The organism is Calothrix sp. NIES-2100, assembly GCF_963875285.1.
In the GTDB taxonomy this organism is placed as follows: Bacteria; Cyanobacteriota; Cyanobacteriia; order Cyanobacteriales; family Nostocaceae; genus Aulosira.
The window spans coordinates 9,625,710-9,644,466 of the sequence record NZ_CAWNLA010000001.1 but is presented as its reverse complement, the minus strand read 5'-3'; the positions used below and the strand labels follow the sequence as shown (position 1 = coordinate 9,644,466).

Genomic DNA, 18,757 nt, shown 5'->3' with positions numbered 1-18,757 from the left:
ATTAATTGGTATAGGTTTTAGCGATCCCCAGTCAAAAATTAGCTTTAGAATGTTTTTAGAATTGCGTTATATTTTTCAATGTTTATTAGAGTATAGACATGCTAAATTTTGACTAAAAACAATTGGGGATCAACGCTAAAATAAGACATTTGGATTTATTTGACATGTTAATCTATTCCTTAAGACATAGGATTTAAGGTATAGTAAACCCGCTTTTTATCAGACTTTCGGCGTAATTGCACCAACAATTATCTAGTTGATAAAAGACTAGTACCGCTTTGCGTTCGTCAAAAGTCACGCATTCAAAAATGAAAAAGTTAATATATCAAGGCTTGTGCCTGTTTGAAATGGTAGGTTTCTCTTACAAAGTTTGGCGGGACGGAAACCGACACCGCCAACTTTGCGCTATTTACGCTGTGCTGTACTAGTAACTCCGCCTAAGAATCCATAATTCCTAATTGGTAATTTGTACTTGTCTATGGGCGCAGGTATCAGAGATTGCCAATAGTTGGTTTATTTCATCGCCTGCTTTACTATGATTTTTGCGGATAGCCGCACCAAGCTAGTACAGCATCAATGATGCTGAATTCAAATTAGCAAGTATTTTTGCTAATAATCTTTTCTTGCCTGAGTCCCTTTAAAGTCAGATCACAACAATATTCCAGCAGGCCTGACTATAGAAGTTCTGAGATGCATTAACTACATCTACAAAACTCACAATAGTAATTTAGCAATCTTCTGAAAAATAATTTATAACTTCAACATGAAATTCTCAGGGGTGGGTCATAGTCATTTGGGAATGGTGATTTTATAGGATTTTGAGCTAGTTGCTACCATTAGTTTCCTTTGGCAGTAAGCTCTCGAAACAATATTTACAATCCAACGTTTTGAGTAAAAAGCTGTTCTAAAAATCTTAAACATTATTATTTATCCCAATTTCGGATACAAATAAACACAGAAATATAAAGAAAAATTAAGATGCTTGAAGAGAAAATAGTAATTGAAGATTAGGAAGGTACGAGAGGCAGGAGGGAGCACTTCAGCTACGCTCAATGACCTGGGGGTAGGGGAGCAAGGGGACAAGGAGGACAGGGGGGACAAGGGAGATAAATAAGAAATGCCCAATGACGCCACTTGCTACCCTGCGGGAAGCCGCTCCGCGTCTACAAGCCGGGAAACCCGTCCAACGCAGTGGCTCCCCAATGCCCAATGCCCATTTACAATTGCTTGGCAGCACAAAAAGAACAGACATCCCAACGCTGGAGTTCACCTGGTGGGGTGGGAGATTGACACTGGGGACAAAGGGGTAAGCTATGCGATCGCTCTTGTATTACCTTAGACCAATGCCCAAAAGCTGCCTTTGGATTCATAGTATTGGGTATGAGAACGCTCTTAGAGGTACTCAAATCACCTACATAACTAGGATGTTCAGATGGTAAAACCGTTGGTTGCGACTTTTTCTCTTCTGGAGAAGATTGCCACCCAGCAGTAGAAAAGCGAATATCTACCAAAGACGTCGGCAGTTTTTCATTCAACTTCACAATTAGGGTCTGACGTTTAAAAGTCAAGTTTTGCGCCCAAGCAGCGCTAGAAGTCGCAACCCGTAAAACATCACGCTGAATCGACAATGGTCGAGTATGTGCGCCAACGGCTACTCCGACAACTTCCGGCCAAATTTGTAGCAAGCGTTGAAAAGGTTGTTCTTGCCATTTAGCCTGCTTTTCCAGAACACCTAAAATATCATTAACTGATTCAAAAGACATCTTGTCAAAAAAGCCTAACACGACTTTGGGAACACTCGGCACAACAAGATAGTAACCATCTATCCCATACTGTCAGCAAGAGTTACTGAAAAAAATAGCAGTTATCAAGACTTAATTTACCTTGAGTAACTGCTATGAATCTTGCTGTTGCTTTTGCTTCGTAGACAATCATTTTTTGATTTAATTTTTATTAAGAACAATATCATACAAACTGTTAAAAACTCTACTGCCACTTTGCCGCCGAAACGCTTTTGCTCGATACTGAGTAAGGGGTGTCTCGTTTGTAATAGGCAATTCATCTGCCTTTAACATTGGTATAGCGGGACTTGAATTGCTGATTTAAGATAAAGATTCATTGCTGTTAACAGTCCCCCAAGCAGCAGAAAGTAAACATTCATCTTTTGTATATGTCCGGCTTTGTATCAGTTTTATGGAGCAGGCAATGAGTCACAATCCGCAAATAGATTCCCAGTCTCAACTGTCTAAAACACCTAGTTTAAAGCCAGTACTAAAAGCGGCACTGGCGAGTTTAGAAGTACAGCTAGATCAAGAGTTAGCTAGATATCGACGCACACGCAACAATGCTAGGCTAGCAAACCCTGCGCGTGTAATTAGTTATGTCGGTAGTTCACCGCAAGCGATCGCTGCTGCCATCTTAGAGCAATCTCAAGCAGCAGAAATCAAACCCAATATCCCAGAATCTGTAATATCTGATACTCCAGCAATGGCAGCAGGTACAGATACGGCACAGTTGGATGACATGGATCATCTGCTGTTATCTTCCACCCCGGAAGATACCCAAACACCAACACCACCACCACCACCCCCACCCCCAACCAAACCGGAGAGTAGTATCATACCTACAAAGCAGGCTGTTCAGGATGACACTCTCTTACAGACAGATGAAACCCCTAAAGAGCCTGATGATTATTTAGAATCTAGTGAAGCACTGCTGCGCAGTGTGACAGACGATCAACCAAAAACGAAACAGGCCAGCAGTTCTAACGATGGTATACTTTCACCTTTGGGTATAGGTTCTATGCTACTGCTGTTAGTAGCAAGTCTGACTTTAGGATACGTAATATTCAATCCCAAAGGTTTGACTCAGTTCAATATCAGTAAATTATTTAATCCTAAATCCTCTAACCCTACTACGGAAAATACTACAGGAGTTGTTAGTAATTCCCCAGAGCAGCCTGAGCCATTACTTACACCCATACCTAAATATCCCAATCTAGCAGCTAAAGAGTTTCCAGAAGTTAATGATCCAAATGATGTTGTGGCCTTAAACCCCAAAGCCCCAGCAACCCCCCGAATATTGCCTAACCCTGTGCCAGCACAAACAGTTGCTCCCCCAGTTAAACCCCCCGGAGAATTATCTTCCCCACAACCGATAAATCCGATCGCAGTAGCGCCATCACCTCAGGTGCAGCCGTTGGCTCCGAGCAATTCGCCTGTAGCGCCTAACTCCCCAACCGCCACCCAAACTGAACTCAATCCACAACTCAAACCCTCAGCAGATGGTTTTTATCATGTAGTCATCGATAATCAAAATGAGCGCTCTTTTGCCTCGGCACGGCGAGTAGTTCCTGATGCTTATTTATCACCCGATAACAAATTGATTTATCTGGGTGCTTTGAAAACGCAAAAGGAAGTGCAAAAACAGCTGGAACTACTACAGAAAAACGGAATTCAAGCTAGAGTGCAGCAGCCATAAAGAGGTATGGGGCATGGGGCATTGGACAATAGTTATTTGTCTCCCCGAAGTTCTGAGCGCCGGACGCCGGCGCTCAGACTTCTGTGCTTGTCTCCCTTGTCTCCCTCATCCCCCCTCATCCCCCCTGCCCCTCATCCCCCTACTATTAATTGGCAAAAAGTGAATGGAGATCCGACATGGAAGTGATGAAGCGTATCCTGCGGGTGTTGCGCGCTAATGTTAATAGTTTGCTCAGCAGTGCGGAAGATCCAGAAAAGATTTTGGAAAAAATCGTCTTGGAGATGCAGGAAAATTTAGTGCAATTGCGGCGGGGAGTTGCAGGTGCGATCGCTACTCAAAAACGTACCGAACGCCAAGCTACTGCTGCCCAGTCTACAGCCGAAGAATGGTATCGTCGCGCCCAACTGGCACTGCAACAAGGTAACGAAACTCTAGCACGGGAAGCTCTCACCAAACGTCGAGTTTACCAAGAAACTGCCCAAGCTCTTTTTAATCAAAAGACAGAGCAAACCGATTTAGTAGAAAGACTCAAAAAAGACATGCGGACGCTGGAGTTAAAAATTGCCGAACTGCGAACTAAAAAAGATCTGTATATTGCCCGGGCGCGATCAGCTGAAGCATCTGCTCGACTTCAGGAAATGCTCAATGGAGTTTCCGCTACCAGCAGCTTAAATGCCTTTGAGCGGATGGAAGAAAAGGTTTTGCTCCTAGAGGCGCAATCGGAAGCTATAGCACAACTGGGCGGCGACGACTTACAAAAAAAATTTGCCGCTTTGGAATCGACAAATACTATTGATGCCGAACTAGCAGCAATGAAAGAGCAGGTTTTCCATGATGCCAACAGCACAGTAGTACAACAGCAGTTACCCAAAAGTGAAGATCCGACATGATTGGGCAATTACCTAAGCGGGAGTATATCTTAACAATAAAGGGGTGTTGGGCGGTACTGTTCTCAGCCGGAAAGATTACATTGGAATAAGTAGCTATTAAACAGTAAAAAGCTTAACTGACCAACAAATTGCGTAAACAACACAAGGAAACAAAAAACATATGGGATTATTTGATCGTATTAAGCGAGTAGTCAGTGCTAACCTCAACGACCTGGTCAATAAAGCTGAAGATCCTGAAAAAATGCTGGAACAAGCCATCCTGGAGATGCAGGAAGACTTAGTACAGCTACGTCAGGGTGTTGCTCAAGCGATCGCTGCACAAAAACGCACTGAAAAGCAGTACAATGATGCCCAAAATGAAATCAATAAATGGCAGCGCAATGCCCAACTAGCCCTGCAAAAAGGTGATGAGAACCTAGCAAGGCAAGCCCTGGAACGCAAAAAAACTTACACCGAAACTGGCACTGCTCTCAAAACTAGCCTAGATCAGCAAAACGTTCAAGTTGAAACCCTCAAGCGCAACCTCATCCAGCTAGAAAGCAAGATTTCTGAAGCCAAAACCAAGAAAGAAATGCTCAAAGCCCGGATTACCACTGCTAAAGCCCAAGAGCAACTGCAAAACATGGTAAGTGGGATGAATACCAGCAGTGCAATGTCGGCTTTTGAGCGCATGGAAGAAAAAGTCTTGATGCAAGAAGCGCGCGCTCAGTCAGCAGGAGAGTTGGCTAGTGCAGATCTGGAAAGCCAATTTGCCGCTTTGGAAGCTGGTAGTGATGTTGACGATGAATTAGCAGCCTTGAAAGCCCAGATGACCTTGGGCCCTGCTAGTTCACCCAATCAACCCCAATTACCACCACAACAACAAACCACTTCTCCTAAGTCTAATGAAGTGGTAGATGCTGAGTTGGAATCCTTACGCAAACAACTAGATCAGATGTAACTTTTTGCATAACTTAATTTTCGCTAGTCCCACGCCTTTTGGTTGTGGGATTTCGCTTTAATAGTCTACAGTCAATAGTCCATAGTCAATAGTCCACAGTCAATAGTCCACAGTCAATAGTCCACAGTCTGTAGTCCACAGTCTGTAGGGGCGGGTTTATTTAGATCATTGTTGATCCACGAGGATATCTGTGAACCCGCCCCTACAACAGTCAACAGTCAATAGTCCACAGTCTACAGTCATACATTTTATGCATCGAACTCACGTTAACCATTGACCATTGACCATTGACCATTGACCATTGACCATTGACCATTAACCATTGACCATTGACCATTGACCATTAACTATTAACTCAGCACTCAGATTGGGATACAGTATTTTGTGTGCCCACTTTGATCGATGCTACCTGATGGAGACTGCAATGAGTAAAGGTGTAATCACCATAACTGATGCTGAGTTTGAAACCGAAGTTTTGACAGCCGATCTGCCAGTATTGGTTTACTTTTGGGCTTCTTGGTGTGGGCCTTGTCAACTTATGTCACCACTGATCAACCTTGCGGCTACCAAGTACAGCGATCGCCTCAAGGTTGTTAAAATGGAAATTGACCCCAACCCACTGACTGTTAAGCAATACCAAGTGGAAGGCGTACCTGCTCTCAGGCTAATTAAAGGCGAAGAAATATTGGTATCTTTTGAAGGAGTCATTGGTAAAGACAAATTACTCAGCCTTTTAGATCCACATTTAAACAGTAATTAGTCTATAGTCAAGTGTCCACATTCCACAGTCAATAGTCTATAGTCAATAGTCCATAGTCTAAAGTTCAGAGCTTTTTGACTAATGACTAATGACTAATGACTAATGACAATTGACCATTGATTAATATGGAATTTGCAAAGCGTTTACAACCCCTGCAATCTAATGTATTTGCAGATATGGACAGAGCCAAGGCTGTAGCTTTGGCTGCTGGCCGAGAGTTAATTGATTTGTCTTTAGGATCTTCTGATTTACCAGCGTCAGCTCATGTGATTGAAGCGATCGCTCAGTCGCTTTATGATCCTAGTACTCACGGCTATTTGCTGTTTCACGGAACTCAAGGCTTTCGCCAAGCGGCGGCTAATTGGTACGAAAAGAAATTTGGTATAAAAGTCGATCCGGAAACTGAGGTATTGCCGTTAATTGGTTCCCAAGAAGGTACAGCGCATTTGCCCCTAGCATTACTCAACCCTGGAGATTTTGCCCTGTTGCTCGATCCAGGCTACCCCTCCCATGCTGGGGGAGTATACTTAGCTAGCGGTCAAATCTACCCGATGCCATTACGGGCAGAAAATGATTTTTTACCCGTATTTAACGATATTCCCGCTCCTGTGTTGGCACAATCGCGGATGATGGTTTTAAGCTATCCCCACAATCCTACTTCCGCGATCGCTCCTTTAGCTTTCTTCCAAGAAGCAGTAGCTTTTTGTCAGCAGCATAATATCGCCCTGGTTCACGACTTTCCCTACGTAGATTTGGTATTTGCAGAAGACCAGAACAGGGGACTGTTAATCAACTCAGATTTGTCCCTCGTTCCCTCAATTCTGCAAGCTGACCCAGATAAAAGCATCTCGATTGAATTGTTCACCCTTTCCAAATCCTACAATATGGGTGGCTTCCGGATTGGCTATGCCATTGGTAATGCCGAATTAATTCGGGCTTTACGTCAAGTCAAAGCAGCCGTTGATTTTAATCAGTATCGGGGAATTTTGAATGGTGCGATCGCCGCTTTGAGTGGTCCCCAAATCGGAGTGGAAAAAGCTGTGGCGACCTTCCGCCAACGTCGTGATACATTCATTAGTGCTTTACATCGTATTGGCTGGCAAGTTCCCACACCCAAAGCCACAATGTATATTTGGGCAAAATTGCCAACTACTTGGAGTCATAATTCCCAAGAGTTTTGTACGCAACTAGTTAAAAAGACTGGAGTAGCAGCAGCCCCTGGTGCTGGCTTTGGCAAATCTGGTGAAGGGTATGTTCGCTTTGCCTTAGTACACGAGCCACCTATTTTAGAAACTGCTGTTGAGAGAATTGCTGAGTTCCTGTAGGAGCATGGAGTCAATAGTCATTGGTCATTGGTCATTGGTCAATAAATTCTCCACTCTCGACTCTGGACTATTGACTCTGGACTCTTAACCATTGACTATTGTTGATGCCAGTGGGCAAAAATAGCGGAAAATACACCAATTTATTTATTATCATAAATTACCACAAAAAGAGTTAAAGAAATTATTAATTTTTTAATTAGATCCTTTTTAGGATAATAATATAAAGCGTAATTAAACAAAAGCTAAGTTCAATTTATTGAAATATTACCGACATTCATGAAGTAAATTGGCTATCTTCCTAATACTTTATAAGGAGTTTTGTTTAATTTTTTTAACAGAAAGTCAGGGTTTGATAACAAATTATAACTAACAATGACAGCACAATTACTCCCTATAAATCAGCGTTTAAAGTCCCAACGACTTAGACGAATTTTGCTAATTGAGGATAATGATGTAAATAGAATGTTGCTGAGCGACTATCTAAGTTACTGTGGATACAATGTCCACAGTTTGTCGGTAGGCTCTGCTTTATTCTCAACTGTCAATAAATTCCAGCCGGAGTTAATATTATTGGATTTAAAATTACCCGACATTGATGGTTATTCATTGCTAGAAAAAATCCAGCATAATCCGGTTTTATCACCGATACCGATCATTGTAGTTTCAGCCTTTGCTTTTAGGGACGATCGAGAACGAGCAATGAATTTGGGCGCTGCTCACTATTTTGTGAAACCTGTCAATCTGAAAGAGCTAACGATGATAATTGAAGAAAAATTAGCGTCTTGATCGCTCTACTTTCATTAGTAACTAGGACTTACGCATTAAGTACGGAATGTAGGGGCAATTCATTAATTGCCCCTACAGCATATCAAGGCTTTGGGATGATTTTTGCGTAAGTCCTCGTTACTAGTCATTTGTTATTTTTAAACACAAATGACTAAGGGGAATTTCATACTTCATAGTTCAGCCTTCAGTCTTCAGCTGACTTCATCCGAGACTTAGGAAATTGACACAAAAAAATATATTTTCTTTAAAATAGAAATAGGTGGATTGTTAATTTACCTAGATTTTGTCGTGATAAAAGTTGCTCAAACACTGCTTAAAGATACTGAACGCCTGGAAAACCGTCTAGCCGAAATCCCGGCGGAACCAGGTGTTTATTTTATGCGAGACGCAGACGATCGCATTATCTACATCGGGAAATCGCGGAAATTGCGATCGCGCGTGCGTTCCTATTTCCGTGATGGCTACAACAAAAGCGATCGCATTGCCACAATGGTAAAACAAGTGGCAGAAATTGAATTTATTGTTACGGATTCTGAAGCAGAAGCCTTGGCGCTGGAAGCCAATTTGATCAAGCAGCACCAGCCATATTTTAATGTGCTGCTCAAGGATGATAAAAAATATCCCTATGTTTGCATCACTTGGTCAGAAGATTATCCACGAATTTTTATCACCCGCAAACGCCAATTAGGTAAGGAAAAAGATAAGTTTTACGGGCCATATACAGATGCAGGTTTATTACGGGAGATATTACGCATATCAAAGCGGATTTTTTCCCTGCGACAACGGCCACAACCACTATTTAAAGACCGTCCTTGTTTAAATTATGATTTAGGACGCTGTCCGGGAGTATGTCAACAGCTAATTTCACCGGAAGAATACCGTAAAACTGTGCAGAAGGTGGCGATGGTATTTCAAGGGCGAACTCAAGAATTGATTGAGATTTTGACACAGCAGATGGAGAAATCCGCCGAAGCGTTGAATTTTGAGTCAGCAGCGCGGATTCGCGATCAAATAGCTGGGTTAAAATCGCTGACCGCACAGCAGAAAGTATCCTTACCAGATGATACAGTTTCGCGGGATGCGATAGCCTTGGCAGGAGATGAACAACTCGCTTACATCCAATTATTTCAAATTCGGGCTGGGCAATTAGTCGGACGCTTGGCATTTGTAGCGGATGCCCACGCTGAACCTGGTGCTATTTTACAACGAGTTTTAGAAGAACACTACCAAACTGCTGACGCAGTAGAAATTCCCATAGAAATTTTGGTACAGCATGAGTTACCAGAGGCGGAAATCTTAGCAGATGTCTTAACTCAGCGTAAAGGACGAAAAGTCACAATTTTAGCTCCTCAGCGCCAAACTAAGGCAGAATTAATTGAGATGGTAGAGCGCAATGCTCAATATGAATTGCAAAGAATGCAAAAATTGGGCGATCGCAACCAGCAAGCAATGCAAGATTTAGCCGCGATTGTCGATTTACCCGACTTACCCCACCGCATTGAAGGTTATGATATTTCCCACATTCAGGGGTCGAATGCAGTCGCTTCCCAAGTAGTATTTATTGATGGGTTACCAGCTAAACAGTACTATCGCCACTACAAAATTAAAAATCCCACAGTTACAGCCGGACATTCAGATGATTTCGCCAGTTTAGCGGAAGTTATTCAGCGTCGCTTTCGCAAATATATTGAAGATCCGCAATTACAACGTGTCGGAAATCCTGACTGGCCGGATTTAGTGATGATCGATGGCGGTAAAGGTCAATTATCATCGGTTGTCGCTATTTTACAAGAAATGAACTTATTAGAAGACTTGCGCGTTGTGAGTTTAGCGAAGCGACGAGAAGAGATTTTTTTACCTGGAGAATCTCAACCTTTAGAAACCGATGCAGAACAACCAGGGGTACAACTGTTGCGAAGATTGCGAGATGAAGCCCATCGTTTTGCTGTCAGTTTCCATCGCCAACAGCGTAGTGACAAATTAAAGCGATCGCGTTTAGATGAAATTCCTGGCTTAGGACACCATCGCCAAAAGCTGCTGTTAGGACATTTCCGCTCTGTTGATTATATTCGCCAAGCAACACCCGCACAACTAGCCCAAGTCCCTAGCATCGGCCCACGTTTAGCTCAAGAAATCTACAATTATTTTCATCCTGCTTGAGTAGAATAGAGAGCTTACTTCTGGAAACTCTTGCCTTAAATATCTTGACGACCGACCCTTAAAAGCTTTAACCACTTGAGATATTGAATGATGCGGGTCATATTCGACCAGTAAATGAATATGATCTGGTGCAACTTCTAAGGCTTTGATCACCCATTTATTCTCATTAGCAACAGACTGAAATATTTCAATGCACCTAAGTTTTAGTTGTTCGTTGTTAGCAAAAATCCTTCTACGTCTACATGGTATCCAGACCAAATGAACAGTATGCCAATCACCCTCACCCTCGTCACCCTCCTCGCTTTCTACGTCGCCTTTAACCTTGGTGCTAACGATGTTGCTAACGCAATGGGAACATCTGTTGGTTCCAAAGCTGTGACGTTGAAACAGGCGTTAATAATTGCTGGGGTGTTAGAGTTTGCAGGTGCGGTATTGTTTGGTCAAGAGGTAACGGAAACTCTGGCGACGAAAGTGGCTAACCCCGCCTTATTTGCGGCTACACCCCAAATTTTAGTTATGGGGATGGTGACAGTGTTACTAGCCTCTGGGGTGTGGCTACAAATTGCCACGTCACGAGGTTTGCCTGTATCCTCTTCTCATGCAGTTGTCGGTGCGATCGCAGGTTTTAGTTGGGTAGCTTTGGGAGTCGGTGCGATTGATTGGTCATCCATCGGCTCAATTACCATTGGCTGGATTTTAACGCCAATAATTAGTGGTGCGATCGCGGCTTTATTCTATAGTCAAATCAAGCGCTGGATTTTAGACCAACCTAATCAACTGGTGCAGTTAAATGAGTGGCTTCCCTGGTTGAGTGCGCTATTAATAGGAACATTTGGCGTGATTGTCCTCCCATCCCTGACTCAACCGCTAACAAATTTTTTGATTGACCAATTTGGGTTTAATCTACCCGCTTACGATATTCCCATATTTACAGGTGCAGTCGCCGCCGTTGGACTGACTTTCTATAGCTGGCGACAATTAGATCAAAATACAATCCAAAATCCAAAATCCAAAATCCAAAATCAAGTTGAGCAATTATTTGCTCGCTTTCAATTGCTGAGTGCTTGCTTTGTTGCCTTTGCTCATGGTTCCAATGATGTGGGGAATGCGATCGCGCCGCTGGCTGCGATCGTTTATATTAATCAAACTGGTAGCGTACCCATAAATGGCATCACCATCCCCATCTGGATTATAATCCTGGGCGGTGTGGGAATTGTTGCTGGTTTAGCCATCTGGGGTAAAAAAGTTATTGCCACAATTGGCGAAAATATTATTTCCTTGCAACCTAGTAGTGGATTTTGTGCCGAACTCGCCACCGCCACGACTATCTTAATCGCCTCTCGTTTAGGTTTACCCGTCTCCACCTCCCATGCCCTTGTTGGTGGTGTGGTTGGGATTGGACTAGTGCAAAATCTCAAGTCGATTCAATTCCAAACTCTACAGGGTATCGCCGCTGCATGGCTAATTACAGTCCCAATCAGCGCCATCCTCAGTGCTGCGATCTTTAGCATTGCCAAGATAATTTTTCTCTAAAAATTACTAGTCAAAAGTCAATAGTCAACCGTCAAATGTTTTTTGCACAATCCTGGCTAATTCATTAGAATATTTTCCAGAGGGTAGCAAGATTCTGAATTCGCGCAAAACAATAATTTAATCCCGCTTCCAGATATAAACTGTCGCTTAAGTTACATTCAAGGCGAATTAATCGATATAGTATTTCCTAGTCTGCTGAAATACAAATTTATCTGTGTTTATCTGTAGTTAATTTAACTGAGAACCGCTATCAGTTTAATAATTGAGACAACTTTGTAGGTAGTAAGCTATTACGCCTTTAAATTACACAATTACTCATGAGGTTAGTTGACTGTTGACTGCGCCGCACTGAAGCTCACTGGAAGTGTTGACTGTTAACCGTCAGCAGTAAACACTAAATAATCTGCAAATTAGATGCGTGACAGCTTACCGAAGTATTCATTCACAAGTATTTAACAATTTCTATTTGTATAAAAAGAATACGTATTGATTTGCAGTCAAATGATCTATGAAGGATAAATATGGAGTATAAAATTTAATCCTTCATCGTTCATCCTTTCTGGTCAAATTTTTTATCCCGAAAAAATCCTGCTAAAAATATAAATGGTTGAATTAAGACTGACAGGATATTTACCTATGAGGCTGAAAAAAACACACTTTCGTAAGTAATAACCTAAATTGTATGCTTTGCCAACTCTGTGTTGAGCATGACAAAATTACGTTGATATGCGTAAGTCCTGTTAAAATTTTTGGTTTATCTGACAAACTCTCGGAAATATACTATGAAAGCCAAGCAGTTATACGGGAAGCAGCTTTATCGTCAAGGTGTTAGAGGTTAAAAGCTAATGGGGCGATTTGAGAAGCAACCAGACAACCCACGAGTTAGAGGCGATTTATCCAGAGCCGCTGAAAATGCTCTTTGGGCTGTTGTTGAGGATTTGGAAAATCTTCAGCAGCACGTACTGAGATCATTGCAGGAAGAAGTAAAGCGGCTTCAGGGGGAAAAAAATCGTTTAAGCGATGATATTAATCAACTGCTTGATGAAAAAGAACAGTTACAACAGGCGCGTCAAATCAGCGAACAGCAGGTGTTAATTCGTCAGTTAGCAGAAGCTTTGGCAAAACATATATCTTCCCAACTCCAATCTTCGCTGACGACTTTAGCTAACCAATCACAATCAATAGAGAAAAACTCTTCCGCCAGACAAGCATTGGCAGAAGGGAAGAACAATGAGAATGTGGAGCAGATGCTAGGTTCCTTGGATGATAGCCTGACTATCACCTTTAACTCGCTGCAACAAGAGCTAAAGAACTACCAAAGCAATCTTTCCCAACAGTTGTCTCGGATGCACGGTCAACAACAGCAAGGGGAATTAATTATAGCGGAGTTAATTAACCGTTTGCAAGAACTGGAAAAAACAATTGCAAAAACTCCACTAAAAGCCACACAAGTATCGCCACCGACTGTATTGCAATTACCTGAGCAGCAAGCAGTTATCTCACCAACCACAGTTTTACAACTTCCCCAACAGCAGCAGATTGCTTGGCAATCTTCCCCCGATTCACAACAGATGAGCAGCCAAGCGGCTGTAGAATCTTCAGAGAATAAAACTACTTCACAGTCGGAAACTTTCGCCACACCACTGGAAGCAACTGTCTTACCAGCAAAGGAAAATGTCACCGAACCAATTTCTGTGCTTTCCCCAGAATTATCAGAGAGTGAAACTACACCAGAGCCTTCTTTACTATCAGCGCCAGTCACATTAACAGCATTCAGCAGCAACGACTCTGAGCCAATTTCTGTGCTTTCCTCAGAATTATCAGAGAGTGAAACTACACCAGAGCCTTCTTTAGCGTCAACGGAAGCAACATCAACAGCATTCAGCAGCAACGACTCTGAACCAATTTCTGTGCTTTCCTCAGAATTATCAGAGAGTGAAACTACACCAGAGCCTTCTTTAGCGTCAACGGAAGCAACATCAACAGCATTCAGCAGCAACGACTCTGAACCAATTTCTGTGCTTTCCCCAGAATTATCAGAAAGTGAAACTACATCCGAACCTTCTTTACCATCAACGGAAGTAACATCAACAGCATTCAGCAGCAACAATTCTGAAACAATTTCTGTGCTTTCCCCAGAGTTATCAGAGAGTGAAACTGCACCTGAACCTTCTTTTGAGTTACCAAAAGCCACACCCCCACCAGCCAGCCCCAATCAGCCAATTTCAGTCATCTCCAATGATTTGTCGGCGAGTAAAACTAAATCGGAGCCGGTTTTACCATCGCCCAAACAGAGAGTAGCACCCCCATCACTACCTTTACCTGGCTCCTCAACCTTATCGTCTATTCAGATAGGTTTCTTGCTGATTGTGTTGTCAACGGTGGTTTCATCGCTTTACAACGTAGCTATTAAGGTGATTTTCCAGCAAGGTGCGGAAATTTTGGGAGTGCAAGTAGAACGATTGCTATTACCAACTTTAGGTAATGTGTTATTAATTTTGATGCTGCGGTTGCTGGTGGTTGTACCACTAATGTTGATGTTAGCGCCGATGATGCATCCACGAGTCTGGGAAGACTTGCAAACTCTATTTAGCTCAGTACGCAAAAGTTCTACTTCCAGCAATAGCAAGACAATCAAGATTTTACAGTTGTCTATCGCTAGTGGCTGCTTTTTGTTTTTATCGCAAGTGCTGATTTATGTAGCCATCGCCCAAGTCACAACCGGAATGGCGATCGCACTTTTCTTTATCTATCCAGTAATTAGCGGACTTTTATCTTGGTTTTTGTTCCGCGATCGCCCCAGCGGATTCCGCTATGCAGCCATTGGTGCTGTTTTTTGTGGTGAATTACTAATTTTGGGCGGTGCTAGTAGTATTTCTGTTGGTAATGTTCCCCTCGGAAGTACTACAGCGATTTTATCAGGAGTAGCTTTTGCTGTTTACGTCATCCTCACCAGAATATGTGCTAGCAAATTGCATCCAGTGTCCTTTACTGTGATTAACTTCGCTACCATGTTGCTGTTGAGCTTAATTGGCTTAATGATTCCCTTTCCTGGGGAATTAAGCTTAGTACTTGAACCTTCTCAATTGTTAGAAGTTATTTTATGTGCTTTTATTTTAGGTGTACTAACTCTGTTTGGTTACGTCTGCAATAATGTTGGCATTCGTCAACTAGGCGCACCTCGTTCAGCAATTATCGGTGCAAGTGTCCCATTTTTAACAGTGATTTTTGCTGGTTTGCTAATTCAAGAAAATTTAGAATTTGTGCAAATTTTGGGAGTAATGCTAGTAACTTTTGGCGCAGCAGCTTTTAGCTTTGAAAAAGTGCGCAATCAGCTTAATTCTAATTCACAGACTTAAGTACGAACGCGATCGGGTTCTAGTGGTGTATTTAACTAATTGTGATTAATACTTCGTAGGGCTGGGGAAACCCCGCCCTTTGCGATACTTGGACTATAATACTGTAAAAACGGCAGATTTCTGGCATCAAATTACCTCCTCAATAATGCTAATAGTTATTAGTAAACTCATGTGATTGTTTACTAATAACTATTAACTGTTTGCTGATTACCGAACACCAGTTTTAATTTGACCTGTGCCGTTTTTTTGTGCAGTATCATTTTCCGGTAATTCCACACCAAAGACCCGCGCAAAAGCTTTTTCTACCTTATAACCAGAATCAATCGACTCTAAGGGGTCTTTCCGTAGCCTATGACGCAGACATAGGGTAATTACACGGCGGATGTCATCAACTGTAACTTCGGTGCGTCCTTCCAATGCAGTTAAGGCTTTGGCGGCGCGGTTAGTCACAATGTCACCCCGCAAACCATCTACATCTAGTTCTGAACATATTTCCGAAATTTTTACCCGCAAATCGTAGTCGCTGGTGACTTGTGGTAACAAATTCTGCGCATTGACAATTTGCTGTTGTAGTGCTTCTTGCTCAGTTTGGTACTTATCGACAAATGCTAGAGGATTTTGGTCAAATTCTGCCCGTTGCTCGACAATTTGCACCCGCAAAGCTGGTTCTTTTACCGTGTGGATTTCCGCGTGCATTCCAAAGCGATCGAGAAGTTGGGGTCGCAGTTCACCTTCTTCCGGGTTACCAGAACCGACAAGCACAAACCGGGCTGGGTGACGGATAGAAATCCCTTCCCGTTCTACTGTGTTCCAACCACTAGCGGCGGAGTCCAGCAACACGTCTACTAGGTGGTCATCTAGTAAGTTAACTTCATCCACGTAGAGAATACCCCGGTTAGCTTTTGCCAAAAGTCCCGGTTCAAAGGCTTTCACACCTTCAGATAAAGCTTTTTCGATGTCGATGGTACCGCAAACCCGGTCTTCTGTGGCTCCTAAAGGCAGGTCTACCATCTGCACTTTTTTGGGAACTACAGGAATGGATGCTCCCTGTTGTAACAGCTGGCGGACTTCATCGCTCATCAAGTCGGGGTCATTGGGGTCACTGTTGAAGGGGTCATTAGCAACAACAGAGATTTCCGGTAGCAAATCGGCCAGGGCGCGGATAGTTGTGGATTTGCCCGTGCCGCGATCGCCCATAATCATTACACCACCGATTTTGGGGTCAATCACGTTCAACAGCAGGGCCAGTTTCATTTCTTCCTGACCAACAATTGCTGTAAACGGAAATACCACACGTCGCGTACTCGCTGTGGTTTGAGCAGTAGGACTCACTAAATTACCTTATCAAGATTTTTCTGATTACCGTTCTTTATTGTGCCATAGCTGGGGCGATAGAGAGTCTATTATCAGCAGTCAATAGTCAAAAGTCCATAGTCCACAGCCGAGAATTTCTTGACAATGGACTAATGACCAATGACTAATGACCAATGACTATTTTTAAGTATTGTACGTAGTAGTTCTTGGTTTGCGAGCGCCAGCAACTGCTCCTATCAGTGAAGCAGCTAAACCCAACAAAGAACCAAATACAAACCACCACAAGCCTCTAGAGGTAGCCGCAGCAATCTCACGAGCTTGTTGAGCAGATACATTAGGTATATTTTGTTGCACATTACCCAAAGGTTGTTGTGTTTGGTTGAGAACTGCTGCGGCGTTAGAAGCTGCTACACCAAAAGCACCCGATACCCCGCTTGCTAATAGCCAAGAGCTAAGCGCTAAAGTGGTAGCCCAAAGAATCGCGCCGTTAAGTAAAGCTGTGTTGCGGTTCATCGGCCCACAAGCACGAGTTGTCACCCAACCACCAGTAAACAGGGAAATTAATAAAGCGATCGTTGACCAAAGACCTACGTTACTAGCAACATTAGGTGCAATACTTCTAGGTGCGCCTGAACCTGCAACATTACCTGCACCGATCGCACCAAATAATGCACTCAAAATTAATTGTGTAACTAACGCAACCAACACCCCAGAAATGATCGGTCCCCAACGCACAAGGTCGTGATATTCAGTAACTCGACCTGCGACAACAGGCTCAGGAGGAATAACTTGGTCTCCTACCCGATTTACATATGACATAAACTATTTTCTCCCTGACTGCTTCAGCAAAATTTTTACCAGTTATATTTTTGCTTTTGATTCAAATTAAATTACTAAATATAATTATTTCTCTCTATCAGCAGAAAGAGTTACATACTCTATCTTTAGTAGGAATAATTTTTAGTTAATTATTTCCTGTAAACAAATTAAAACTATGTTTATATAATAACTTTTATTGAAAAATATTACACGAATTATTAGCAAGTAAGTAGGTCTATTACCGAATTTATCACTATAGAAAAACTAACGCATCTTCACAGCAGTACCCGTGGCAGTAATCAATAACAGCACTCCTGACTGATCGACATTGATTGTACCAGTATCAATTTCAATACCTATTACAGCATCCGCGCCTAAACGCTGTGCCCGTAGTTCTAATTCTTGTAATGCTTTGCGTTGACCTTGTTCAAATAAACGTTCATAGCTACCAGTGCGTCCACCGACAATATCGCGAATGCTAGCCAAAAAATCCCGTAAGAAATTGCTACCATAAACGACTTCAGCCGTAACAATCCCCAAATATGACTGAATAACTGCTCCTTGAACCACATCAGTTGTCGTCAAAATCATAATTTACCCTCATTAGATAATTTGTCAGTTCATCAATTATAGTAATTCTTAATCATTTACAGCTACTCGATTATGAGAAACTTCTTTAACTACATTGATGAAGTTGTACCAATTTGAACAAAGAATGTGACAGATGGGTAGTAACACTACATTGTTGTGCCCTTACGAATAATGTATGTGTCGCCAACATAATTTGAATTGGTATTAGATAAGATTGAGTAAAGTTTCCCTCCGTAAACTCTTCCAAACAAAAGGGGAAATACTTGAACCATTAATTCCAGTAGCAAAATCTGGTGGTCGGAAACCAGAAGTGAATATTTGGCAACTACTCAACGCCGTTTTCTCTGTTTTGTGTGAGGATATTTGTCCCTCATGAACAGCTGTGCGTAAATTACAGCCAAAAAAATTACCGACCGAAGGGTACTGAAAAACTTTAATGAAGGAATTGATACAAAAAATAAGTACCCCGATTTTCCTACGAGTTAATGTGTGTTTTAAACCTATCTCCTCGTAGAAGAGAGGTTTGGAGAGAGGTTTTGAGTAAATTTTGCAACTTTTCAAACAACCGCGAAGAAAGCGGGAAACCCTATCAAACATCTTCTGGTGCGTCTGCTACGGGTAGCTTGCTTAAGAGTAGAGGTACATCGCTAACGCCAGTTGCTTCTATGTGGAAATAAAAAATACCACTCTGGCTAATCACTCTGCGACGGGAGCGCAAAACAAAATTCATCTCATCAATGAGCAACACCCAGAGGAAGAGAGGAACATTTAGCAGTTTAGATAGATCTAATCTATAGGAT

16 protein-coding genes are annotated in these 18,757 nt (G+C 42.3%); 10 read left to right on the top strand and 6 right to left on the bottom strand.

What is annotated here, in order from left to right; all coding sequences use genetic code 11:
• Positions 1-1,217: 1,217 nt before the first annotated feature.
• Complete coding sequence (locus AACU32_RS39235) at positions 1,218-1,763, bottom strand: DUF721 domain-containing protein (RefSeq protein ID WP_096607593.1); 546 nt, start codon at positions 1,761-1,763, stop codon at positions 1,218-1,220.
• Between the two features lie 442 nt (positions 1,764-2,205).
• Here AACU32_RS39235 and AACU32_RS39230 point away from each other — a divergent pair, with 442 nt between their 5' ends.
• From AACU32_RS39230 to uvrC, 7 genes are all read left to right on the top strand, one after another.
• Positions 2,206-3,480: a hypothetical protein gene (locus AACU32_RS39230; RefSeq protein ID WP_096607592.1), complete on the top strand. Its 1,275-nt coding sequence runs from the start codon at positions 2,206-2,208 to the stop codon at positions 3,478-3,480.
• A gap of 176 nt (positions 3,481-3,656) precedes the next feature.
• Positions 3,657-4,370: a PspA/IM30 family protein gene (locus tag AACU32_RS39225; protein WP_096607591.1), complete on the top strand. Its 714-nt coding sequence runs from the start codon at positions 3,657-3,659 to the stop codon at positions 4,368-4,370.
• Positions 4,371-4,530: 160 nt separating this feature from the next.
• A complete protein-coding gene (locus tag AACU32_RS39220) occupies positions 4,531-5,310 on the top strand; it encodes a PspA/IM30 family protein (RefSeq protein ID WP_096607590.1) in 780 nt (259 codons plus the stop codon).
• Between the two features lie 424 nt (positions 5,311-5,734).
• The gene (locus tag AACU32_RS39215; protein WP_096607589.1) at positions 5,735-6,070 is read left to right on the top strand and encodes a thioredoxin family protein; all 336 of its coding nucleotides are present in this window, start codon (positions 5,735-5,737) and stop codon (positions 6,068-6,070) included.
• A 125-nt stretch (positions 6,071-6,195) separates the two neighbouring features.
• Positions 6,196-7,395, top strand: coding sequence for an LL-diaminopimelate aminotransferase (locus AACU32_RS39210; RefSeq protein WP_096607588.1), 1,200 nt, complete (start codon positions 6,196-6,198; stop codon positions 7,393-7,395).
• Positions 7,396-7,767: 372 nt separating this feature from the next.
• The gene (locus AACU32_RS39205) at positions 7,768-8,181 is read left to right on the top strand and encodes a response regulator (protein ID WP_096607587.1); all 414 of its coding nucleotides are present in this window, start codon (positions 7,768-7,770) and stop codon (positions 8,179-8,181) included.
• A gap of 288 nt (positions 8,182-8,469) precedes the next feature.
• Complete coding sequence (gene uvrC / locus AACU32_RS39200) at positions 8,470-10,341, top strand: excinuclease ABC subunit UvrC (protein ID WP_096607586.1); 1,872 nt, start codon at positions 8,470-8,472, stop codon at positions 10,339-10,341.
• Here uvrC and tnpA read toward each other — a convergent pair.
• Positions 10,303-10,599 carry an IS200/IS605 family transposase gene (gene tnpA / locus AACU32_RS39195; protein ID WP_096607585.1) on the bottom strand — a complete coding sequence of 99 codons (297 nt, stop codon included), beginning with the start codon at positions 10,597-10,599 and terminating at the stop codon, positions 10,303-10,305. The two genes, uvrC and tnpA, sit on opposite strands and share 39 nt — an antisense overlap.
• A gap of 9 nt (positions 10,600-10,608) precedes the next feature.
• Here tnpA and AACU32_RS39190 point away from each other — a divergent pair, with 9 nt between their 5' ends.
• Both AACU32_RS39190 and AACU32_RS39185 read left to right on the top strand, forming a co-directional pair.
• Positions 10,609-11,874 (top strand): inorganic phosphate transporter, encoded by a 1,266-nt coding sequence (locus tag AACU32_RS39190; protein WP_096608374.1) that lies wholly within the window; start codon positions 10,609-10,611, stop codon positions 11,872-11,874.
• 845 nt (positions 11,875-12,719) lie between these two features.
• Positions 12,720-15,233 (top strand): EamA family transporter, encoded by a 2,514-nt coding sequence (locus tag AACU32_RS39185; protein ID WP_096607584.1) that lies wholly within the window; start codon positions 12,720-12,722, stop codon positions 15,231-15,233.
• A 207-nt stretch (positions 15,234-15,440) separates the two neighbouring features.
• Here the strand turns inward: AACU32_RS39185 and bchI are convergent, their stop codons facing one another.
• From bchI to AACU32_RS39170, 3 genes are all read right to left on the bottom strand, one after another.
• A complete protein-coding gene (bchI, locus tag AACU32_RS39180; protein WP_096607583.1) occupies positions 15,441-16,565 on the bottom strand; it encodes a magnesium chelatase ATPase subunit I in 1,125 nt (374 codons plus the stop codon).
• 165 nt (positions 16,566-16,730) lie between these two features.
• Complete coding sequence (locus tag AACU32_RS39175) at positions 16,731-17,366, bottom strand: hypothetical protein (RefSeq protein ID WP_096607582.1); 636 nt, start codon at positions 17,364-17,366, stop codon at positions 16,731-16,733.
• Between the two features lie 264 nt (positions 17,367-17,630).
• On the bottom strand, positions 17,631-17,957 hold the full coding sequence (locus tag AACU32_RS39170) for a YbjQ family protein (RefSeq protein WP_096607581.1): 327 nt from the start codon (positions 17,955-17,957) through the stop codon (positions 17,631-17,633).
• A 214-nt stretch (positions 17,958-18,171) separates the two neighbouring features.
• On the opposite strand from AACU32_RS39170, the gene AACU32_RS39165 reads away from it, so the two are divergent.
• Positions 18,172-18,333 (top strand): hypothetical protein, encoded by a 162-nt coding sequence (locus tag AACU32_RS39165; protein WP_339378632.1) that lies wholly within the window; start codon positions 18,172-18,174, stop codon positions 18,331-18,333.
• Between the two features lie 213 nt (positions 18,334-18,546).
• Here the strand turns inward: AACU32_RS39165 and AACU32_RS39160 are convergent, their stop codons facing one another.
• Positions 18,547-18,687, bottom strand: a complete 141-nt coding sequence (locus tag AACU32_RS39160; RefSeq protein WP_339378631.1) for a hypothetical protein — start codon at positions 18,685-18,687, stop codon at positions 18,547-18,549.
• Positions 18,688-18,757: the final 70 nt, after the last annotated feature.

Excerpts from the sequence above, each read along its gene's own strand:
- AACU32_RS39235 (WP_096607593.1), bottom strand. The coding sequence starts at position 1,763 with ATGTCTTTTGAATCAGTTAATGATATTTTAGGTGTTCTGGAAAAGCAG.
- AACU32_RS39230 (WP_096607592.1), top strand. The coding sequence starts at position 2,206 with ATGAGTCACAATCCGCAAATAGATTCCCAGTCTCAACTGTCTAAAACA.
- AACU32_RS39225 (WP_096607591.1), top strand. The coding sequence starts at position 3,657 with ATGGAAGTGATGAAGCGTATCCTGCGGGTGTTGCGCGCTAATGTTAAT.
- AACU32_RS39220 (WP_096607590.1), top strand. The coding sequence starts at position 4,531 with ATGGGATTATTTGATCGTATTAAGCGAGTAGTCAGTGCTAACCTCAAC.
- AACU32_RS39215 (WP_096607589.1), top strand. The coding sequence starts at position 5,735 with ATGAGTAAAGGTGTAATCACCATAACTGATGCTGAGTTTGAAACCGAA.
- AACU32_RS39210 (WP_096607588.1), top strand. The coding sequence starts at position 6,196 with ATGGAATTTGCAAAGCGTTTACAACCCCTGCAATCTAATGTATTTGCA.
- AACU32_RS39205 (WP_096607587.1), top strand. The coding sequence starts at position 7,768 with ATGACAGCACAATTACTCCCTATAAATCAGCGTTTAAAGTCCCAACGA.
- AACU32_RS39190 (WP_096608374.1), top strand. The coding sequence starts at position 10,609 with ATGCCAATCACCCTCACCCTCGTCACCCTCCTCGCTTTCTACGTCGCC.
- AACU32_RS39185 (WP_096607584.1), top strand. The coding sequence starts at position 12,720 with ATGGGGCGATTTGAGAAGCAACCAGACAACCCACGAGTTAGAGGCGAT.
- AACU32_RS39175 (WP_096607582.1), bottom strand. The coding sequence starts at position 17,366 with ATGTCATATGTAAATCGGGTAGGAGACCAAGTTATTCCTCCTGAGCCT.
- AACU32_RS39170 (WP_096607581.1), bottom strand. The coding sequence starts at position 17,957 with ATGATTTTGACGACAACTGATGTGGTTCAAGGAGCAGTTATTCAGTCA.
- AACU32_RS39160 (WP_339378631.1), bottom strand. The coding sequence starts at position 18,687 with ATGAATTTTGTTTTGCGCTCCCGTCGCAGAGTGATTAGCCAGAGTGGT.